Source organism: Candidatus Glassbacteria bacterium (assembly GCA_019456185.1).
Lineage (GTDB): Bacteria > Gemmatimonadota > Glassbacteria > GWA2-58-10 > GWA2-58-10 > JAJRTS01.
Genome location: VRUH01000076.1, coordinates 1 through 14,354, shown reverse-complemented (window position 1 = coordinate 14,354; position 14,354 = coordinate 1). Strand labels below are relative to the sequence as shown.

Here is a 14,354-nt window from a genome sequence, read left to right as displayed (position 1 = left end):
TAGTGGTCCGGCCGCGACTACCACATCCCGCCGGGCACTCCGCAAAAACGGCTGCGCGAGGTGGCGACGCTCTGCCGTGAGGCGGGGATCGCACTGCCCAGCTACGGCTCCTACCATGGCGTGTTTAACGACGATCCCGCTGATTTCTCCGCCCAGCTGGATATCGCCGAGGGCCTGGGCTGCGGTACGATCCGGGTCTGGTCCGGCCACTGGGGCGATCCGGGCGAGCTGAGCGAAATGACTGTCGAGCAGGTGGAACTACTGGTTCAGCGTACGGCCAGGGTGGCGGAGATGGGGGCCGGGCGCGGGATCAGAGTCGGGTTCGAGTACCACACGCACACGCCTACCTGCGGGGCCGGGGAAGTTATGAGCGTGCTCGAGAGAGCAGGCCACGACAACATCTACACCTACTTCCAGATGCTGGAGGAAAACCGGCGCAGTGTGCCGGGCAATGTCGAGGACCTCCAGCGGGTGTTCTCCCGGCTGGCCTTCGTCCATTGCCACTGGTTCCGCGACGAGGCCGATACCGGTCCGCTGCGCGAGGGGGCGCACATGTGGATGCCCCTGCTGGCCGGACTGATGGAACTGGGTTACGACGGCCCGTTGTACCTGGAGTATTTCAAGGACTACACCGAATCCCGGCTGGCCGATGACCTGGCGTTCCTGCGGGAGCAGTTGAGCGAATTGACCGGATGAGTGCGCCCGGTCAGGATAGAAAAATAAAAAAAGCCGGGGTATGGTTTTACCACTCCGGCTTTTTTATTGCATCGCAGCCGCCTTGCACAGCAAGCAGAGACTCAGATCTGTGTTCCATGCCGCGCTCGTTTGATCCCCGCCCGGCACATCCAGATCAGCGCCAGCCCGAACGCGGCCATCAGCAGCCCGACACTGAGGTTGATCATCCGGCCCGAAATCGGCAGGTCCAGCAGGGCCAGTCCGCTGACCGCCGCACCCATGCCCACCGTGGTCCAGCCCGTGATCCGGTAGCTGCTCACATCGGTGGTCTCGCTGTCGCCCACCTCGGCGTCAGATATCGGCGTGGCCAGCTTGGTGAAGAATGCGTCCAGCCGCTGGGCGTAGCTGCCGCGTATTTTGACTAGCATGCCGGGTATGAAATACACCAGCGCGCTCAGCGTGCCGATTGTGAACACCTGCTGCTCGAACGTGGGCGGCGCGCTGAGCAGTTCGACCCCGCCGATCGTAATGCTCATGTCGTACCACAGCGCGGCCAGGCCGACCGCGACGCCTGAAACGTAGCTGGCGATACCGGCCCACCAGGGTGTCGGCTTGTAAAACAGGCCGACCACGATCGGGATGCCGGCCGGGATAATCACCACGCCCGAAAAATCGAGCATCAACTGGAACACTCCGCCCGGACGTTCGGCCATGATCACCGCCGCGGCGATCACCAGCGTACCCAGCACCAGGGTCATGACCCGGCCCACCACGAGCAGGGCCTTGCTGCTGGCTTTCTTCCAGAGGAGCTGCTTGACTATGTCCTCGGTGATCACAGCGGCGAACGCGTTGAAATTCGAGCTGAGGCTGCTCATCGTTGCCGACAGCATTGCCGAGAGGATAATCCCCATCGCGCCCACCGGCAGATACTTGAGGCAGAACACCACGTAGGCGGCCTCCTCCGGCGCGTTCATCTTCAGGGTCTCGCTGACGAATTGCAGGTCCAGGCCCAGGATCCGTGCGCAGACCGGCGGCAGCAGCCAGACCAGCGGCGCGATAACCAGCAGGATCATGGTCAGCAGGGCCACCTGGCGCGCCTGCTTCTCCTTTTTAACCGAGAAATAGCGCTGGGCCGCGATCCCGCTGCTGGAGGCGAAAATCATCATCACCCCGTAGGCCATGATAAATTTCCAGCCGTAGCTCCAGGCGTCGCCGCTCATGTACACGCCGCTGTCAGGGACATTCCAGGTCGCCACGTTCGCCATCAGCACGTCCACCCCGCCGATTGCGCTCACTCCCAGCCACATCGTGATTATCGCGCAGGGAAACATCACCATGAACTGCAGCGTGTCGGTAACCACCACCGCCCACAGCCCGCCGATCAGGCAATAAGCGGCGATCACGGCTCCGCAGACGATAATGGTCGAGGTCAGGTCCGTGCCGATCGCCACCGAGACGAACTTCGCCAGCGCCAGCAGCATCACACCCGACTGCACAATCGAGGCGGCCAGGCCCATCCAGCTGTATACCTGGTTGGTGGTCAGTCCGTAGCGCTCGGTGAGGTAGGAGAAAATGGTGGCCGAGCGGCTGCGCCGCCAGCGCGAGGCCAGGAACAGGAACCCGATCAGGTAGCCTGCCCCGTTGAGGAAATACAGCAGGAACGCCACTCCAGGCGAGCGGTAGGCCAGTCCGGCAGCGCCGGTGAACGTGTAGACGCTGAACATGCTCATGAACAGGCTCACGCCGGCCAGCCACCACGGCATCTTGTTGCCGCCACGGAAAAAATCACTGTCGTCCTTGTTGAAAAAGGACATCACCACGCCAATGCCGATCATCGCCAGCAGATAGACGCCGACAATCACCAGGTCCGCCCGCGCAACAAGCTGCATTGTGTGCCTCCGGAATGATTTCACAAGCCCGTGATTACTGCCGGGGAACTCCGCCCGGAGCCTGTGGGTAAGGCTTAAGGAAAAACAGCAGCAGATTTTTTCGGCGGGGGCATGCCTGTCCGGCGCTTGGTGAACCCATCACGTCTTGGAGCTCACCGCATTCCACCAGCTGGCCAGGGCATTATATTCTCTCAGAAATTAATTGCAGTCACGATAACCCGGCCCCTGTGAATTGTCAATATTATTACTACGGCAGTCTGCCGGGGTGGCGAAAACGGAAAAAAAGTCCCGAGACCTTGACAATCCGGCAAAAATGATTAAAATGACTGTATGAAACAAGCGTATCATACAATCGTTTGATTTTCTGTTTTAATCCTGTCGATGGATCCTGTCACAATGGTTGAAGCAAATGAAGGCCTTACGATGCAGCGGATTCTCGACAGCGCCGAGCGGCTGTTCGCCGAACATGGCTACGCCGGGACCAGCCTGCGGGCGATCACCAGCGACGCCGGGGTCAACCTGGCGGCTGTCAACTACCATTTCGGTTCCAAGGAGGAGCTGGTAAAACGGGTTTTCGAGCGCAAAATGGTACCGGCCAACCGTGCGCGGATAGAAAACCTGGAGAAAGTACTTGGCGAGGCCCGCAGCAGCGGACACCGTCCTGCCGTCAAGGACCTGTTCCGGGCGTTTGTCGATCCAGCGTTCGAACTTGCGCTTGGCAACGCCGGCGGGCGGAGTTTCGTCCGGTTGATCTGGCGCTCGATGGCCGATACCGAGGGTTTCCTTAACCGTAACTTCATTGAATCCGCCCGTCCGGCCCTGACCGCCCTGCACGAGGCAATATGCCAGGCCCTTCCCACCCGCGACCCCCAGGACGTGCTGTTTAGTCTGATTATCAGCATGTCCACCATGGGCAGTATGCTGATTCGCCTCTCGGCGGACAAGGAATTTCTTTCTTTTGCGCTTAAGGAGGAAGGCGATTTCAGGGAGTTGCAGCAAAAGAAAGATAAGTTGATCGATTTTATCACCGCGGGAATGGAGGCGGGATGAAGTTTTTTGCCATGCAGACAAACGTGCTGCTCGCCCTGCTGGTTATCCAGGGCTGTGCAGTGCACAGGACGCAAAATATTGAGCCTCCGGTTGAGCCGCCTGCTGCTTTCAATTCAGTGTCTGGGGCGGCTGCGAACCATTACGGCGGCGGCCGTTGGTGGCTGGTGTTCGATGACTCCGCGCTCTCGGAGGTTATCGACTCGGCGCTGGCTGCCAACTACGGCCTGGCCCAGGCTGTGGCCAGGCTGGAGCAGGCGGATGCCGCCCGTCGCAGCGCCCGCGCCGGACGGTTGCCGTCGCTTAACCTGGAGGGCCGGACAAGCCGGGGCCAACAGGCGAACGTTTTCGGTAATTATATTTCTAAGACCGCCATCTTGTCGGCCAGTGCCGCCTATGAACTGGATGTCTGGCGCAAGATGGCCGCCGCCCACGCCGCCGGCAGGCTCGACGCCGAGGCCGGCCGCAGCGACCTTGAGAGTATGTACCTGACTGTTTCCGCCAGCGCCGCCGACCTCTACTACCTCGTGGCCGAGCAGCGCGAGCAGCTTGCGCTCACCCGGCGGACAATCGAGTCGTTCGAGCAGCTTACCGACCTGGTGGACCGGCGTTACGAGCTGGGGCTGGTGGAGGCGCTCGATGTCTACCAGGCCAGGCAGAATCTGGCCGGGGCGAGGGCCCGCGCTCCGCAGATCGAGGCCGAACTGGCCGCTGCCGAGCACGCGCTTTCGCTCCTGCTGGGCCGTTATCCGGGGACGTTGGAGGACGCGGTTGTCGCCGAGCTGCCCGCGGTGCCGGAGGCGTTCCCCGCCGGGCTGCCTTCGGAGCTGCTGGCGCGCCGTCCCGATGTGGAAGCCGCACTCTTGCGGGTGATGGCCGCCGACGCCCGGGTGGGCCAGGCGGTGGCCCAGCGTTTCCCCTCCTTCAACCTCACCGGCGACTACGGCCGCAGCAGGAGCGATTACGGCTTCGACGTGATCTCGGCCAATTTCTGGAATCTGGCCGGCAGCGTCCTGATGCCGCTCTTCGACGGGGGCCGCAGGCGCGCCGAGGCCGACAGGGCGCGGGCCGCGTTCCGCGAGCGGCTGGCTTTCTATCACGAGACTGTGTTAGGCGCATTCGGCGAGGTGGAGGACGCGCTGGTCCGCAACAGGACTACCGAGGAAAGAATCGGGCGGCTGGAGGAGCGGGTGGAGTCCACCGGCGGCGCCCTCCGCCTCGCCGTCGATAACTACTCGCAGGGCCTGAGCGACTACCTCCCTGTTTTGACCGGTCAGAGCGCCGATTTCGACGCCCGCAGCCAACTGGTGGCCGCGCGCAGGCAGCTGATCTCTCACCGGATCAGCCTGGCCCGCGCCCTGGGCGGCAACTGGATGGAAAGCGAAGCAGAAAACAGGCTGAGCGCCAAATAACCCCTGGAGAAGGTGGATAATGAACAGCAGACTCTTACGTAAAGCCGGTATCCCGGTAGCGATCCTGGCCGGGGCGTTTGCGCTGACCGCGATCATGATTGCCAGCCGCAGCGCTCCGGAGAAGCAGCACAGGGTCAGTCCGGGGCCGCTTGTCGAGACTATCGAGGTCAGCCCCACCAGCCACCAGGTGACTGTCTACGCCACCGGTACGGTCCAGCCGCGGGTGGAGGCCAATATCGCCCCGCAGGTCGAGGGCAAGGTGGTGAAAGTAGCCGACCAGTTCGTAGCCGGCGGTTATTTCAGCGCCGGTGAAGTGATGTTCGAGATCGAGGACGTGGACTACGTCCTGGCGCTCCAGGGTGCCGAATCGCAGCTGGCCCGCGCCGAATACGAGCTGGCGACCGCCGAGGGCCGGGCCGAGGTGGCCCGCGACGAATGGGAGCGCCTGGGAGACAGGCGCTCCGGCGAACCCAACCCGCTGGTCCTTCACGAACCCCAGCTCAAGAATGCCCGCGCCCAGCTCAAAGCCGCTGCCGCGACGGTCGAGCGGGCCGAGCTGAACCTGGAAAGGACGAAAGTCCACGCCCCGTTCAACTGCCGCGTGCGCTCGGAAAATATCGATCCGGGTCAGTACGTGCGATCCGGGACCACCGTGGCGGTCCTGATCGGCACCGACCGCGCCGAGGTGACAGTGCCCCTGCCCCTGAGCGACCTCCGCTGGCTCGATGTCCCATCGCCGGTCAACAGCCTTGCCGGTTCTCCGGCCGAGGTGCGAATGGAGGTGGACGGGCGTATCTATAGCTGGATCGGCAGAGTGGTGCGTAACCTGGGTGTGGTCGACCAGCAGGGGCGGATGGAGCGCGTGGTGATTGCTGTCGACGACCCCTACGGCTTGGGTGACCCGGAGAGTGGACGGCCGTTCGAACTGGCGGTGGGCAGTTTCGTGGAGGTGAGAATCTCCGGCAGGATGCTCGATAATGTCTACCGCCTGCCCGCCTCGGCGCTCAGGCAGAACAGAACGGTTTGGCTGTTCGTTGCAGCCGACAGCACCCTGAAAATCGGGAATGTCGAACTGCTGCGCCGCGAGCAGGAGACGGCCGTGCTTGGCTCCGGCCTGCGTGCCGGAGACAGGGTGGTGACAACATACCTGGCCGGCGCGGCCGACGGGCTGAAACTGCGGGTGGCCCAGACCGGGGAGGTGCGATGAGGGGAGCGATCAAATGGATGGCCGGCAACCACGTGGCGGCCAACCTGCTGATGATGGTCCTGCTGGTGGGCGGGCTGATCAAGGCCTTCTCGATCAAACAGGAGATTTTCCCCGAGATCAGCCTCGATATGATCCAGGTCCAGGTGCCCTATCCGGGGGCCGGGCCGGAGGAGGTCGAGGAGGGGATCATCCTCAAGATCGAGGACAATATCACCAGCGTGGACGGGATCAAGGAGATCCGCAGCACCGCCACCGAGGGGATGGGCGTGGTCACCGCCGAGCTGGTGGCCGGCCACGACCCCGACGTGGCCCTGCAGGAGATCAAGAGCGAGGTTGACCGGATAATCACTTTCCCGGAGGAGGCGGAGAAGCCGATTATCTCCAAGCTCATCAACCGTATCGAGGTTATCAGCCTGGTGCTCTACGGCGATGTTCCGGAGCGCAGCCTGCGGGAGCAGGCCGAGCTGATCCGCGAGGAACTGCTGGCATTCCCGCAGATCACCCAGGTGGACCTGGGAGGTTTGCGGCCCTACGAAATCTCGATCGAGGTGCCCGAGAAAAACCTTCGCCGCTACGGCCTGACGCTGGAGCATGTGGCCGGCGCGGTGCGCTTGGCTTCGCTCGACCTTCCCGGCGGCACGATCAAGACCGAGGGCGGAGAGATACTGCTGCGCACCAAGGAGAAGCGCTACACCGGAACCGAGTACGAGCAGATCACGATAATCGGCACCGGCGAGGGTGCGCGGGTCAAGCTTGGCGATATCGCCGAGGTCAGGGACGCGTTCCGGGAAACGGACATGCACGCCGAGTTCAACGGCCGGCCGGCCGCGATGATAAAGGTGTTCCGCGTGGGTGAGCAGAAGCCCACCGAGATCAGCGACCTGGTGATCGGTTACGCCGAGGAGAAGTCCCTGGGCCTGCCCGGGTCGATGAGCCTGGATGTCTGGTACGACACAACAGAAATCTACAACAGCCGTGTGAACCTGCTGATCAAGAACGCGGCTATCGGCCTGACCCTGGTGATGATCGTGCTGGGGCTGTTCCTTGAAATCCGCCTGGCCCTGTGGGTCATGCTCGGCCTGCCGATCTCGTTCCTGGGCGCGATGTTCATCATGCCGTGGCTGGGCGTGTCGATCAACATGATGAGCCTGTTCGCATTTATCCTGGCCTTGGGGATCGTGGTGGATGACGCGATAATCGTGGGCGAGAATATCTACGAGCACCGTCAGATGGGTAAGCCTTTCCCGAAAGCGGCCGTGGACGGGGCGCTGGAAGTGGCGATGCCGATTACGTTCAGCATCCTGACCACTCTGGTGGCGTTCATGCCGCTGGTGTTTATCAGCGGCCTGATGGGCAAGTTTATCAAAACGATCCCGCTGGTGGTGATGTCCATTCTGACGGTTTCACTCATCGAATCGCTGCTGGTCCTTCCGGCCCATCTGTCGATCGGCAAGCACAGGTTGGACTCGCACGGGCTGCTGGGCATGATCGACAACACGCGCAAAAGGGTCAGCCGCTGGCTGGACGAATTTACCAGCGGGCCGTATTCCCGCGCGCTGGATATCTGCCTTCGCTACCGCTACGCAACCCTGGCGGCGGGATTCGCCACGCTGGTGCTGACAGTCGGGCTGATCCGGGGCGGAATAGTCAAGTTCTCGTTCATGCCCCGCGTGGATGGCGACCAGGTGAACGTAAACCTGCAGATGCCCCCCGGCACTCCGGCATATAAGACTGCCGAGATTACCGAATATATCGTGGCCAAGGGCCGGGAGGTAATGGCCTCCCACGACAGTGCCTCCGGACGCCGGACACCCACGGTGGAAAGCGTATTCGCCATTGTCGGCGGCAGCCTGGGTTCAGGCGGGCCGCATGGCGCCTCTGGCGGCGAGGCGACTGCGGCCAACCTGTCGGAAGTCAGTATGATGATGGTCGAGAGCGACGAGCGCGATATCTCCTCGGTGGCCGTGGAGAATCTCTGGCGGCAGCGGGTGGGCGAAATACCAGGCGTGGAGTCGATAACCTACACTTCCAACCTGATGCAGATGGGCGCCAATATTGATGTCCAGCTGGCCCACAACGATTTTGGGGTGCTGGAGAGCGCCAGCGAGCGGCTTCAGGAGACCCTGCGGGATTATCCGGGCGTCAGCGATATCAAGGACAACTATTCCAAGGGCAAACCAGAACTTAAGTTCACGCTCAAGCCCGCCGCCCGCACCCTGGGGATCACCGAGCGCGATCTGGCCGTCCAGGTCAGGGGTGCGTTTTACGGTGCGGAGGCCCGGCGGCAGCAGATCGGCCGTAACGAGGTCAAGGTGATGGTGCGCTACCCCGCGGACGACCGCAAGAGCATATGGGACCTGGACCAGATGCGAATCCGTACTCCGGGAGGCGGTGAGCTTCCGTTGGAGCAGGCCGCCTATATCGAGGAAAGCCGGGGATATAACGCAATCAACCGGGTCGACCGCAAGCGCACTGTCAATGTACAGGGGACGGTCGACGCCGAGATGGCGAACAGCGGTGAAATCCTAGCCGATATCCAGGCCACTGTCCTGCCGCAGCTTATCGCCGACTATCCCGGATTGAGCTATGAACTGGTGGGCGAGGAGCGCGAGCGCGCGGAGTCGATGGCCAGCACAGCCGAAGGGTTCCTGCTGGCCCTGCTGGCTATCTACGCCCTGCTGGCTATTCCGTTCCACAGCTACAGCCAGCCCCTCCTGATCATGGCCGCTATCCCGTTCGGGTTCGTGGGCGCGGTGATCGGTCACCTGATAATGGGCTACGATCTGAGTATGCTCAGCATGTTCGGAGTAGTGGCCCTGGCGGGCGTGGTGGTCAACGACAGCCTGCTGCTGATCTATCAGATAAACAAAAACCGCAAGCAGGGCAAGGAGATCCTTCCGGCGGTCATGGCGGCGGGCCGCCGCAGGCTGCGGCCGATCGTCCTGACATCGTTTACCACCTTTTTCGGCCTGATGCCGATAATACTGGAAACCAGCGTGCAGGCCCAGTTCCTGATCCCGATGGCGCTGAGCCTGGGGTTCGGCATCCTGTTCGCCACGATGATCACCCTGCTGCTCATACCCTCGATGTACATCATCCTGGAAGATTTACGGCGGTTAATCGGTCTCGGGGCGGGGCAGAGGGAATACCAGCCGGTCGAGGTTGTCGAACAGGAAGGCGGGTAATCTCCCGTCAACCGAGTTAACCCGGGGTTGTCTTTGACAGCCGGGCAATGTTAAATTTAAACCGCCGGAGGTGCGCAGCTTGCTCCCCGGCGGTTTCGCTATTCAACTCCAGCAGCTTTTCACACCCATCCGGAGCCGGTCAGCATGCAGCCATCCCTGCCGCGCAAATATTCTGTCGTCACTTTTCTGCTGGCGGTCCTGTTCAGCCTCCTCTGGTGCACCGGCGGCTTGTCTTCTGTCACCGGCCTGCGAGCCAGGGGCTACGTTATCGTTCCGGCTCCCCGGCAAGTTGAACTTGGCGCGCGGGATGTCGCTATCGGCAACTCGTGGAGCGTGGAGGTGCAGGCGGGCGTGGACGGGTTCGCTGCGGATTGGCTCAAACGCTGGGCCGGGGAGCTGGCCGGGCTGAGGTTCGAGGGTGGCGGCGGGGGCCGTATTATTCTGCGCGTGGTTCCGGGCACTGTTTCCGAAAGTGGAGACCCGGCTTTGGACCGCCAGGGCTACCGTCTGGCTGTTTTCCCCGACAGCGTGGTGGTCACGGGCAACAGCGCGCAGGGGTTGTTCTATGGCGTCTGCAGCCTGGTTCAGCTTATTCGCCGCGATACGGGCGTCGCCTGGAGCCTGCCGGAGTGCGCGATCACCGACTGGCCCGACCTGGAGCTAAGGTTCGCCCACAAGGATACCAAACTGCACCAGGAACTGCCACAGACTCTCAAGCGGCATTTCGATTGGCTGGCGCTGATGAAAGTCAACTGCGTAGCCTTCGATCTGGATGACCGGTTCGAGTACCCCAGTCATCCGGCGATCGGTATCCCCGGAGCTTATACGACAGAGCAGATGCAGGATTTCAGCCGCTATGCCCTGCAGCGCCATATCCAGTTCGTACCGGACATGCAGTCCCCCGCCCATTTCAACTGGGCGCTCAAGCATCCCCAATTCGCCGGTCTGCGCTCTGACGGGAACAACTACCAGGCCTGCCTGTGCGACGAGGATGCGATCCGGCTGATTCAGGATCTTTACGCTGACCTGATCGAGGCCACCCCGGGCGTTGAATATTTCCACATGGCGATGGATGAGGTCTATTACGCCGGGATCTGCGAAAAATGCGGACGGCAATATAACAACGAAAACCGCAGCCTGGCCTGGGCGGAATATGTCAACCGCATGTACCCCTGGCTGACCGAGCGAGGCCGCAGAGTGCTGGCCTGGGTGGAATACCCGCTGCTGCCCGAACATATCAGGCTGCTGCCCCGCGACCTGATCGATGGCGTCCTGGGCGATAACCGGGCCTTTGTCGATGCCGAGAACGAGATCGGGATGAGACAGTTGATCTACACGTCGATGCAGGGTGTCGAACTGCTGTTCCCCAACTATTTCCCCGCCACTTACCGCGGCGACGAGGTTTACGGCCGGCTGGACGCGGCGCGGAAGACAATCATCGAGGGCCGCCGGAAAGCTCCGCGGGCGATCGGCTCGTTCGCCGCCTACTGGGACGCCAGCGGTCCCCACGAGGAGGCCGCCTGGCTGGGCTGGGCGACTGTCAACCAGTACGCCTGGAGTACGGCCACCCCGTCGCTCGACCAGCATGTCGAGGACTTTTTCGACTTCTTTCACGGCCGTAACCGTCCGGATATGACCGCTGTCTACAAAATGCTGATCGAGCAGGCCCGCTTTTTCGAAAGCGGCTGGGACCGCGTGCCGAGTATCACGCGCGGCCCCTCCTACGGTAACTCCGAAGGCAAGGGGGTCGGCACCCGGCGCTACGATTACCTGCTGCCTCCGCCCGGCTTGCCCCGGCCCGGCGACCTGAGGCTGGAATCCTCCTTCAGCGACAGCCACGCCGCGCTGATCGACAGTGCCAGGGTGATGCTGGGGCGCAACGCCAATCTGCGCAGTATCCTCACCCGCTCCACGGCTACAGTGGAGCGCAACCGGTACAGCCTGGAAGTGTTTCTGGCCGTGGCCGGCATGGCGGAGTATTTCATCCGCACGGTTATCACGATGGCCGACGCCGAGGGGGCGGTCCGCCGGGCCGCCGAGTCCCATGCAGGCGGCGATTTCGCGAGCGCCGGGTACTCCCTTGCCCGGGCCGACCGGCTGGTGGCCGGCCACCAGGGGTGGGGACGGGAATTCTGGGGCGGTTTCAAGGAAGTCTGGGAACGCAGCCGCTACCCCAAGGGCCGGTCAGTGGACGGCCGGGAGTATGTCTTTGTCGGAAACGATACGAAGGACCTCTGGGCCGACCGCACACCTGACATGGAGTTCATGGTCGCCCCGTTCGCACGGATCGGGCTCGACAGGTGGCGGGTCGCCCTGGCAGCCAGGGCCGGAGAGTACGCCCGGGCGCACGAGTTGACAATCGAGATGGCGCCTGCCGAGCGGCAGGATAATTGAAACCCGCCCGGGCCGGGAAGTGAGTATCTGTAACTTTTGACATCCGCCTCTCGCTTTGATAAAATTAAGATCGTTCCGTTTCTTCCTCCGCCGCGCAAGTTCAACGGCGCGGTATTTTTCACCGAAGCCTGTTCCAATGCCTGATCACAAGCTCAACCGTCGCACCTTTTTCCGCGCCGGCGCCGCATTGGCGCTGGGTGCTCCGCTGGTGAGTTCATGCGCCGGCGGGGATGTTCCTCTCAATGTGGTGCTGGTGCTGACCGACGACCAGGGCTGGGGCGACGTCCCCCGTAACGGCAACCTGTACCTGGAGACCCCGGTCCTGGATTCGTTCGCCGCCAGCGGAGCCAGCCTGGAGCGTTTCCATGTCTCGCCGGTCTGCGCTCCCACCCGCGCGGCGCTGCTTACCGGACGTTACCCGTGGCGCAGCGGAGTCCATGGGGTAACACGCGGCCGGGAAACCATGAGCCTGGACGAGGTCACGGTCGCCGACCTGTTCAAGCGCCAGGGTTACGCCACCGGATGTTTCGGCAAGTGGCACAACGGCGCTCACTACCCCTACCACCCGCTGGGCCGCGGTTTCGACCATTTCCTGGGTTTCTGCGCCGGCCACTGGAACAACTATTTCGACACAACCCTGGACTCCGACGGCGAAATGGTGGAAACCGAGGGCTATATCGCCGACGTGCTCACCGATGGAGCGATCTCGTTTATCGAGCAGAACGCCCGCAGGCCGTTTTTCCTCTACCTCCCCTACAACACGCCCCACTCGCCGTTCCAGGTGCCGGACCAGTTCTACGACAAGTATTTCCGTCTGACCGGCGATCCAACGCTGGCCTGTGTCTACGGGATGGTGGAAAACCTCGACCGCAATTTCGGCCGCGTGTTGAACGCGTTGGACGACAACGGCGTCCGGAGCAGGACCGTGGTGGTCTTTATCACCGATAACGGTCCCCAGACCGACCGGTTCAACAACGGCCTCCGCGAGCGCAAGGGCTCGGTATTCGACGGGGGCACGCGGGTTCCGTGTTACATCCAGTGGCCGGACAAGATCGCTCCGGGCACGAGAGTGGAGCGGGTAGCCGCCCATGTCGATCTGCTGCCCACCCTGTGCGAAATCGCCGGGATCGGGACCGCCGGCACCCGGCCGCTCGACGGGACCAGCCTCGTGCCCCTGCTGACCGGTACCGCCAGGGACTGGCCGGACAGGATGATGTTCACCGGCTGGCGCGGAAACGGGGCGGTCCATACCGACCGCTGGAACCTGGTGGTTCGCGGCGGCAACCCGCCGGAGTTATACGATGTCCTGGCCGACCCCGGCCAGCGCCACGACCTGTCGGCAAGCCTGCCGGCAGTTTCCTCGGCTCTCTTCGGCGCATTCGGGAAATGGAGGACCGAGGCCCGCTCAGGCGGGCTGACTGTTCCCCCGATTCCAATCGGATACCGCGGCTGGACTGCGGTCCTGCCGGGCCACGAAGCGGAGTTGTCCGGCGGACTTACCTACAACGGCCGCGCGGGCTGGGCCAACGACTGGGTCCAGAATTTTTCCCCCGCTGGCGGCGAGGCAACGTGGAATATCGAGGTAATAACAGCAGGCAAGTACGAGTTCGCTGTCGATTATGTCTGCCCGCCGGAGGACCTGGGAGCGGTTATCAGAATTGAGGCGGCCGGAGCCGGGCTGGCGGCGGCTATCGAACAGCCCCACGACCCGCCGTACATTCCCAGTCCGGACCGGGTGAAGCGGATCGAGGTCTACGAAAAAGAGTGGGCCGCCCTGCCGCTGGGCGTGATGAACCTTCCCGCCGGAGCAACCACGCTACGCTTGAGTGCGCCCGAAGTCCCCGGACCGGGCGGGATACAGATCAAGGCCGTGCGCATCCGCCGCGCAAACTGAGCTGACCGGAAAACATTTCTTACAACTGATACATTGAACTGACTAGAACCCTCACCCCACCATTAACCTCCGCGGGACAACTGCCATGAATAAAAATTTCAACAGACGTGATTTTCTCTCGCTATCGGCGTCGGCTCTGGGCGCGACTGCTGCTTTCGGCGGCTGCAACTCTCCGCAAGCCGAGCAGGCCGCGGGCGGGCAGGCCATGCGCCAGGGCAAGCCCAACGTGGTGATTGTCTTCTGCGACGACCTGGCGTATGCCGATATCGGTTGTTTCGGTGCGCAGGGCTACAGTACTCCGAACCTGGACCGGATGGCCGCCGAGGGTGTGCGCTTTACCGATTTCCACGCCGCCACGGCGGTCTGCTCGGCCTCACGCGCGGCCCTGCTCACCGGCTGCTACCCGGAGCGGGTAAGTATCCTTGGTGCGCTGACCCCGAAAAGCAACCACGGGATCAGCGACGATGAATTGCTGATCAGCGAGATGCTCAAGGAGCAGGGCTACGCCACAGCCTGTGTCGGTAAGTGGCACCTGGGCTACCAGCCTCAGTTTCTGCCTACCCGCCACGGGTTCGATGAGTATTTCGGCCTGCCCTACTCCAACGACATGTGGGACAAGCACCCCGAGTACGCCGACAGTTTCGGCAAGCT

9 protein-coding genes are annotated in these 14,354 nt (G+C 62.6%); 8 read left to right on the top strand and 1 reads right to left on the bottom strand.

Going from position 1 to position 14,354, the window contains the following annotated elements; genetic code table 11:
* Positions 1–24: 24 nt before the first annotated feature.
* Positions 25–696, top strand: a complete 672-nt coding sequence (locus FVQ81_16925) for a sugar phosphate isomerase/epimerase (protein ID MBW7998216.1) — start codon at positions 25–27, stop codon at positions 694–696.
* 101 nt (positions 697–797) lie between these two features.
* Here FVQ81_16925 and FVQ81_16920 read toward each other — a convergent pair whose 3' ends face one another.
* A complete protein-coding gene (locus FVQ81_16920; GenBank protein ID MBW7998215.1) occupies positions 798–2,564 on the bottom strand; it encodes a hypothetical protein in 1,767 nt (588 codons plus the stop codon).
* A gap of 381 nt (positions 2,565–2,945) precedes the next feature.
* Between FVQ81_16920 and FVQ81_16915 the strand changes: the two genes are divergently transcribed.
* The 7 genes from FVQ81_16915 to FVQ81_16885 form a co-directional block, all read left to right on the top strand.
* On the top strand, positions 2,946–3,614 hold the full coding sequence (locus FVQ81_16915) for a TetR/AcrR family transcriptional regulator (GenBank protein ID MBW7998214.1): 669 nt from the start codon (positions 2,946–2,948) through the stop codon (positions 3,612–3,614).
* Complete coding sequence (locus FVQ81_16910) at positions 3,611–5,023, top strand: efflux transporter outer membrane subunit (GenBank protein MBW7998213.1); 1,413 nt, start codon at positions 3,611–3,613, stop codon at positions 5,021–5,023. Before FVQ81_16915 ends, FVQ81_16910 begins: the two co-directional genes overlap by 4 nt.
* A 19-nt stretch (positions 5,024–5,042) precedes the next feature.
* On the top strand, positions 5,043–6,230 hold the full coding sequence (locus tag FVQ81_16905) for an efflux RND transporter periplasmic adaptor subunit (GenBank protein MBW7998212.1): 1,188 nt from the start codon (positions 5,043–5,045) through the stop codon (positions 6,228–6,230).
* On the top strand, positions 6,227–9,415 hold the full coding sequence (locus tag FVQ81_16900) for an efflux RND transporter permease subunit (GenBank protein MBW7998211.1): 3,189 nt from the start codon (positions 6,227–6,229) through the stop codon (positions 9,413–9,415). Before FVQ81_16905 ends, FVQ81_16900 begins: the two co-directional genes overlap by 4 nt.
* Positions 9,416–9,559: 144 nt before the next feature.
* Complete coding sequence (locus FVQ81_16895) at positions 9,560–11,809, top strand: family 20 glycosylhydrolase (GenBank protein ID MBW7998210.1); 2,250 nt, start codon at positions 9,560–9,562, stop codon at positions 11,807–11,809.
* Between the two features lie 136 nt (positions 11,810–11,945).
* Entirely contained in the window at positions 11,946–13,703 is a 1,758-nt protein-coding gene (locus FVQ81_16890; protein ID MBW7998209.1) for an arylsulfatase, read from the top strand.
* Positions 13,704–13,788: 85 nt separating this feature from the next.
* The coding region (locus tag FVQ81_16885) for a sulfatase-like hydrolase/transferase (protein MBW7998208.1) at positions 13,789–14,354 on the top strand (566 nt) is incomplete at its 3' end.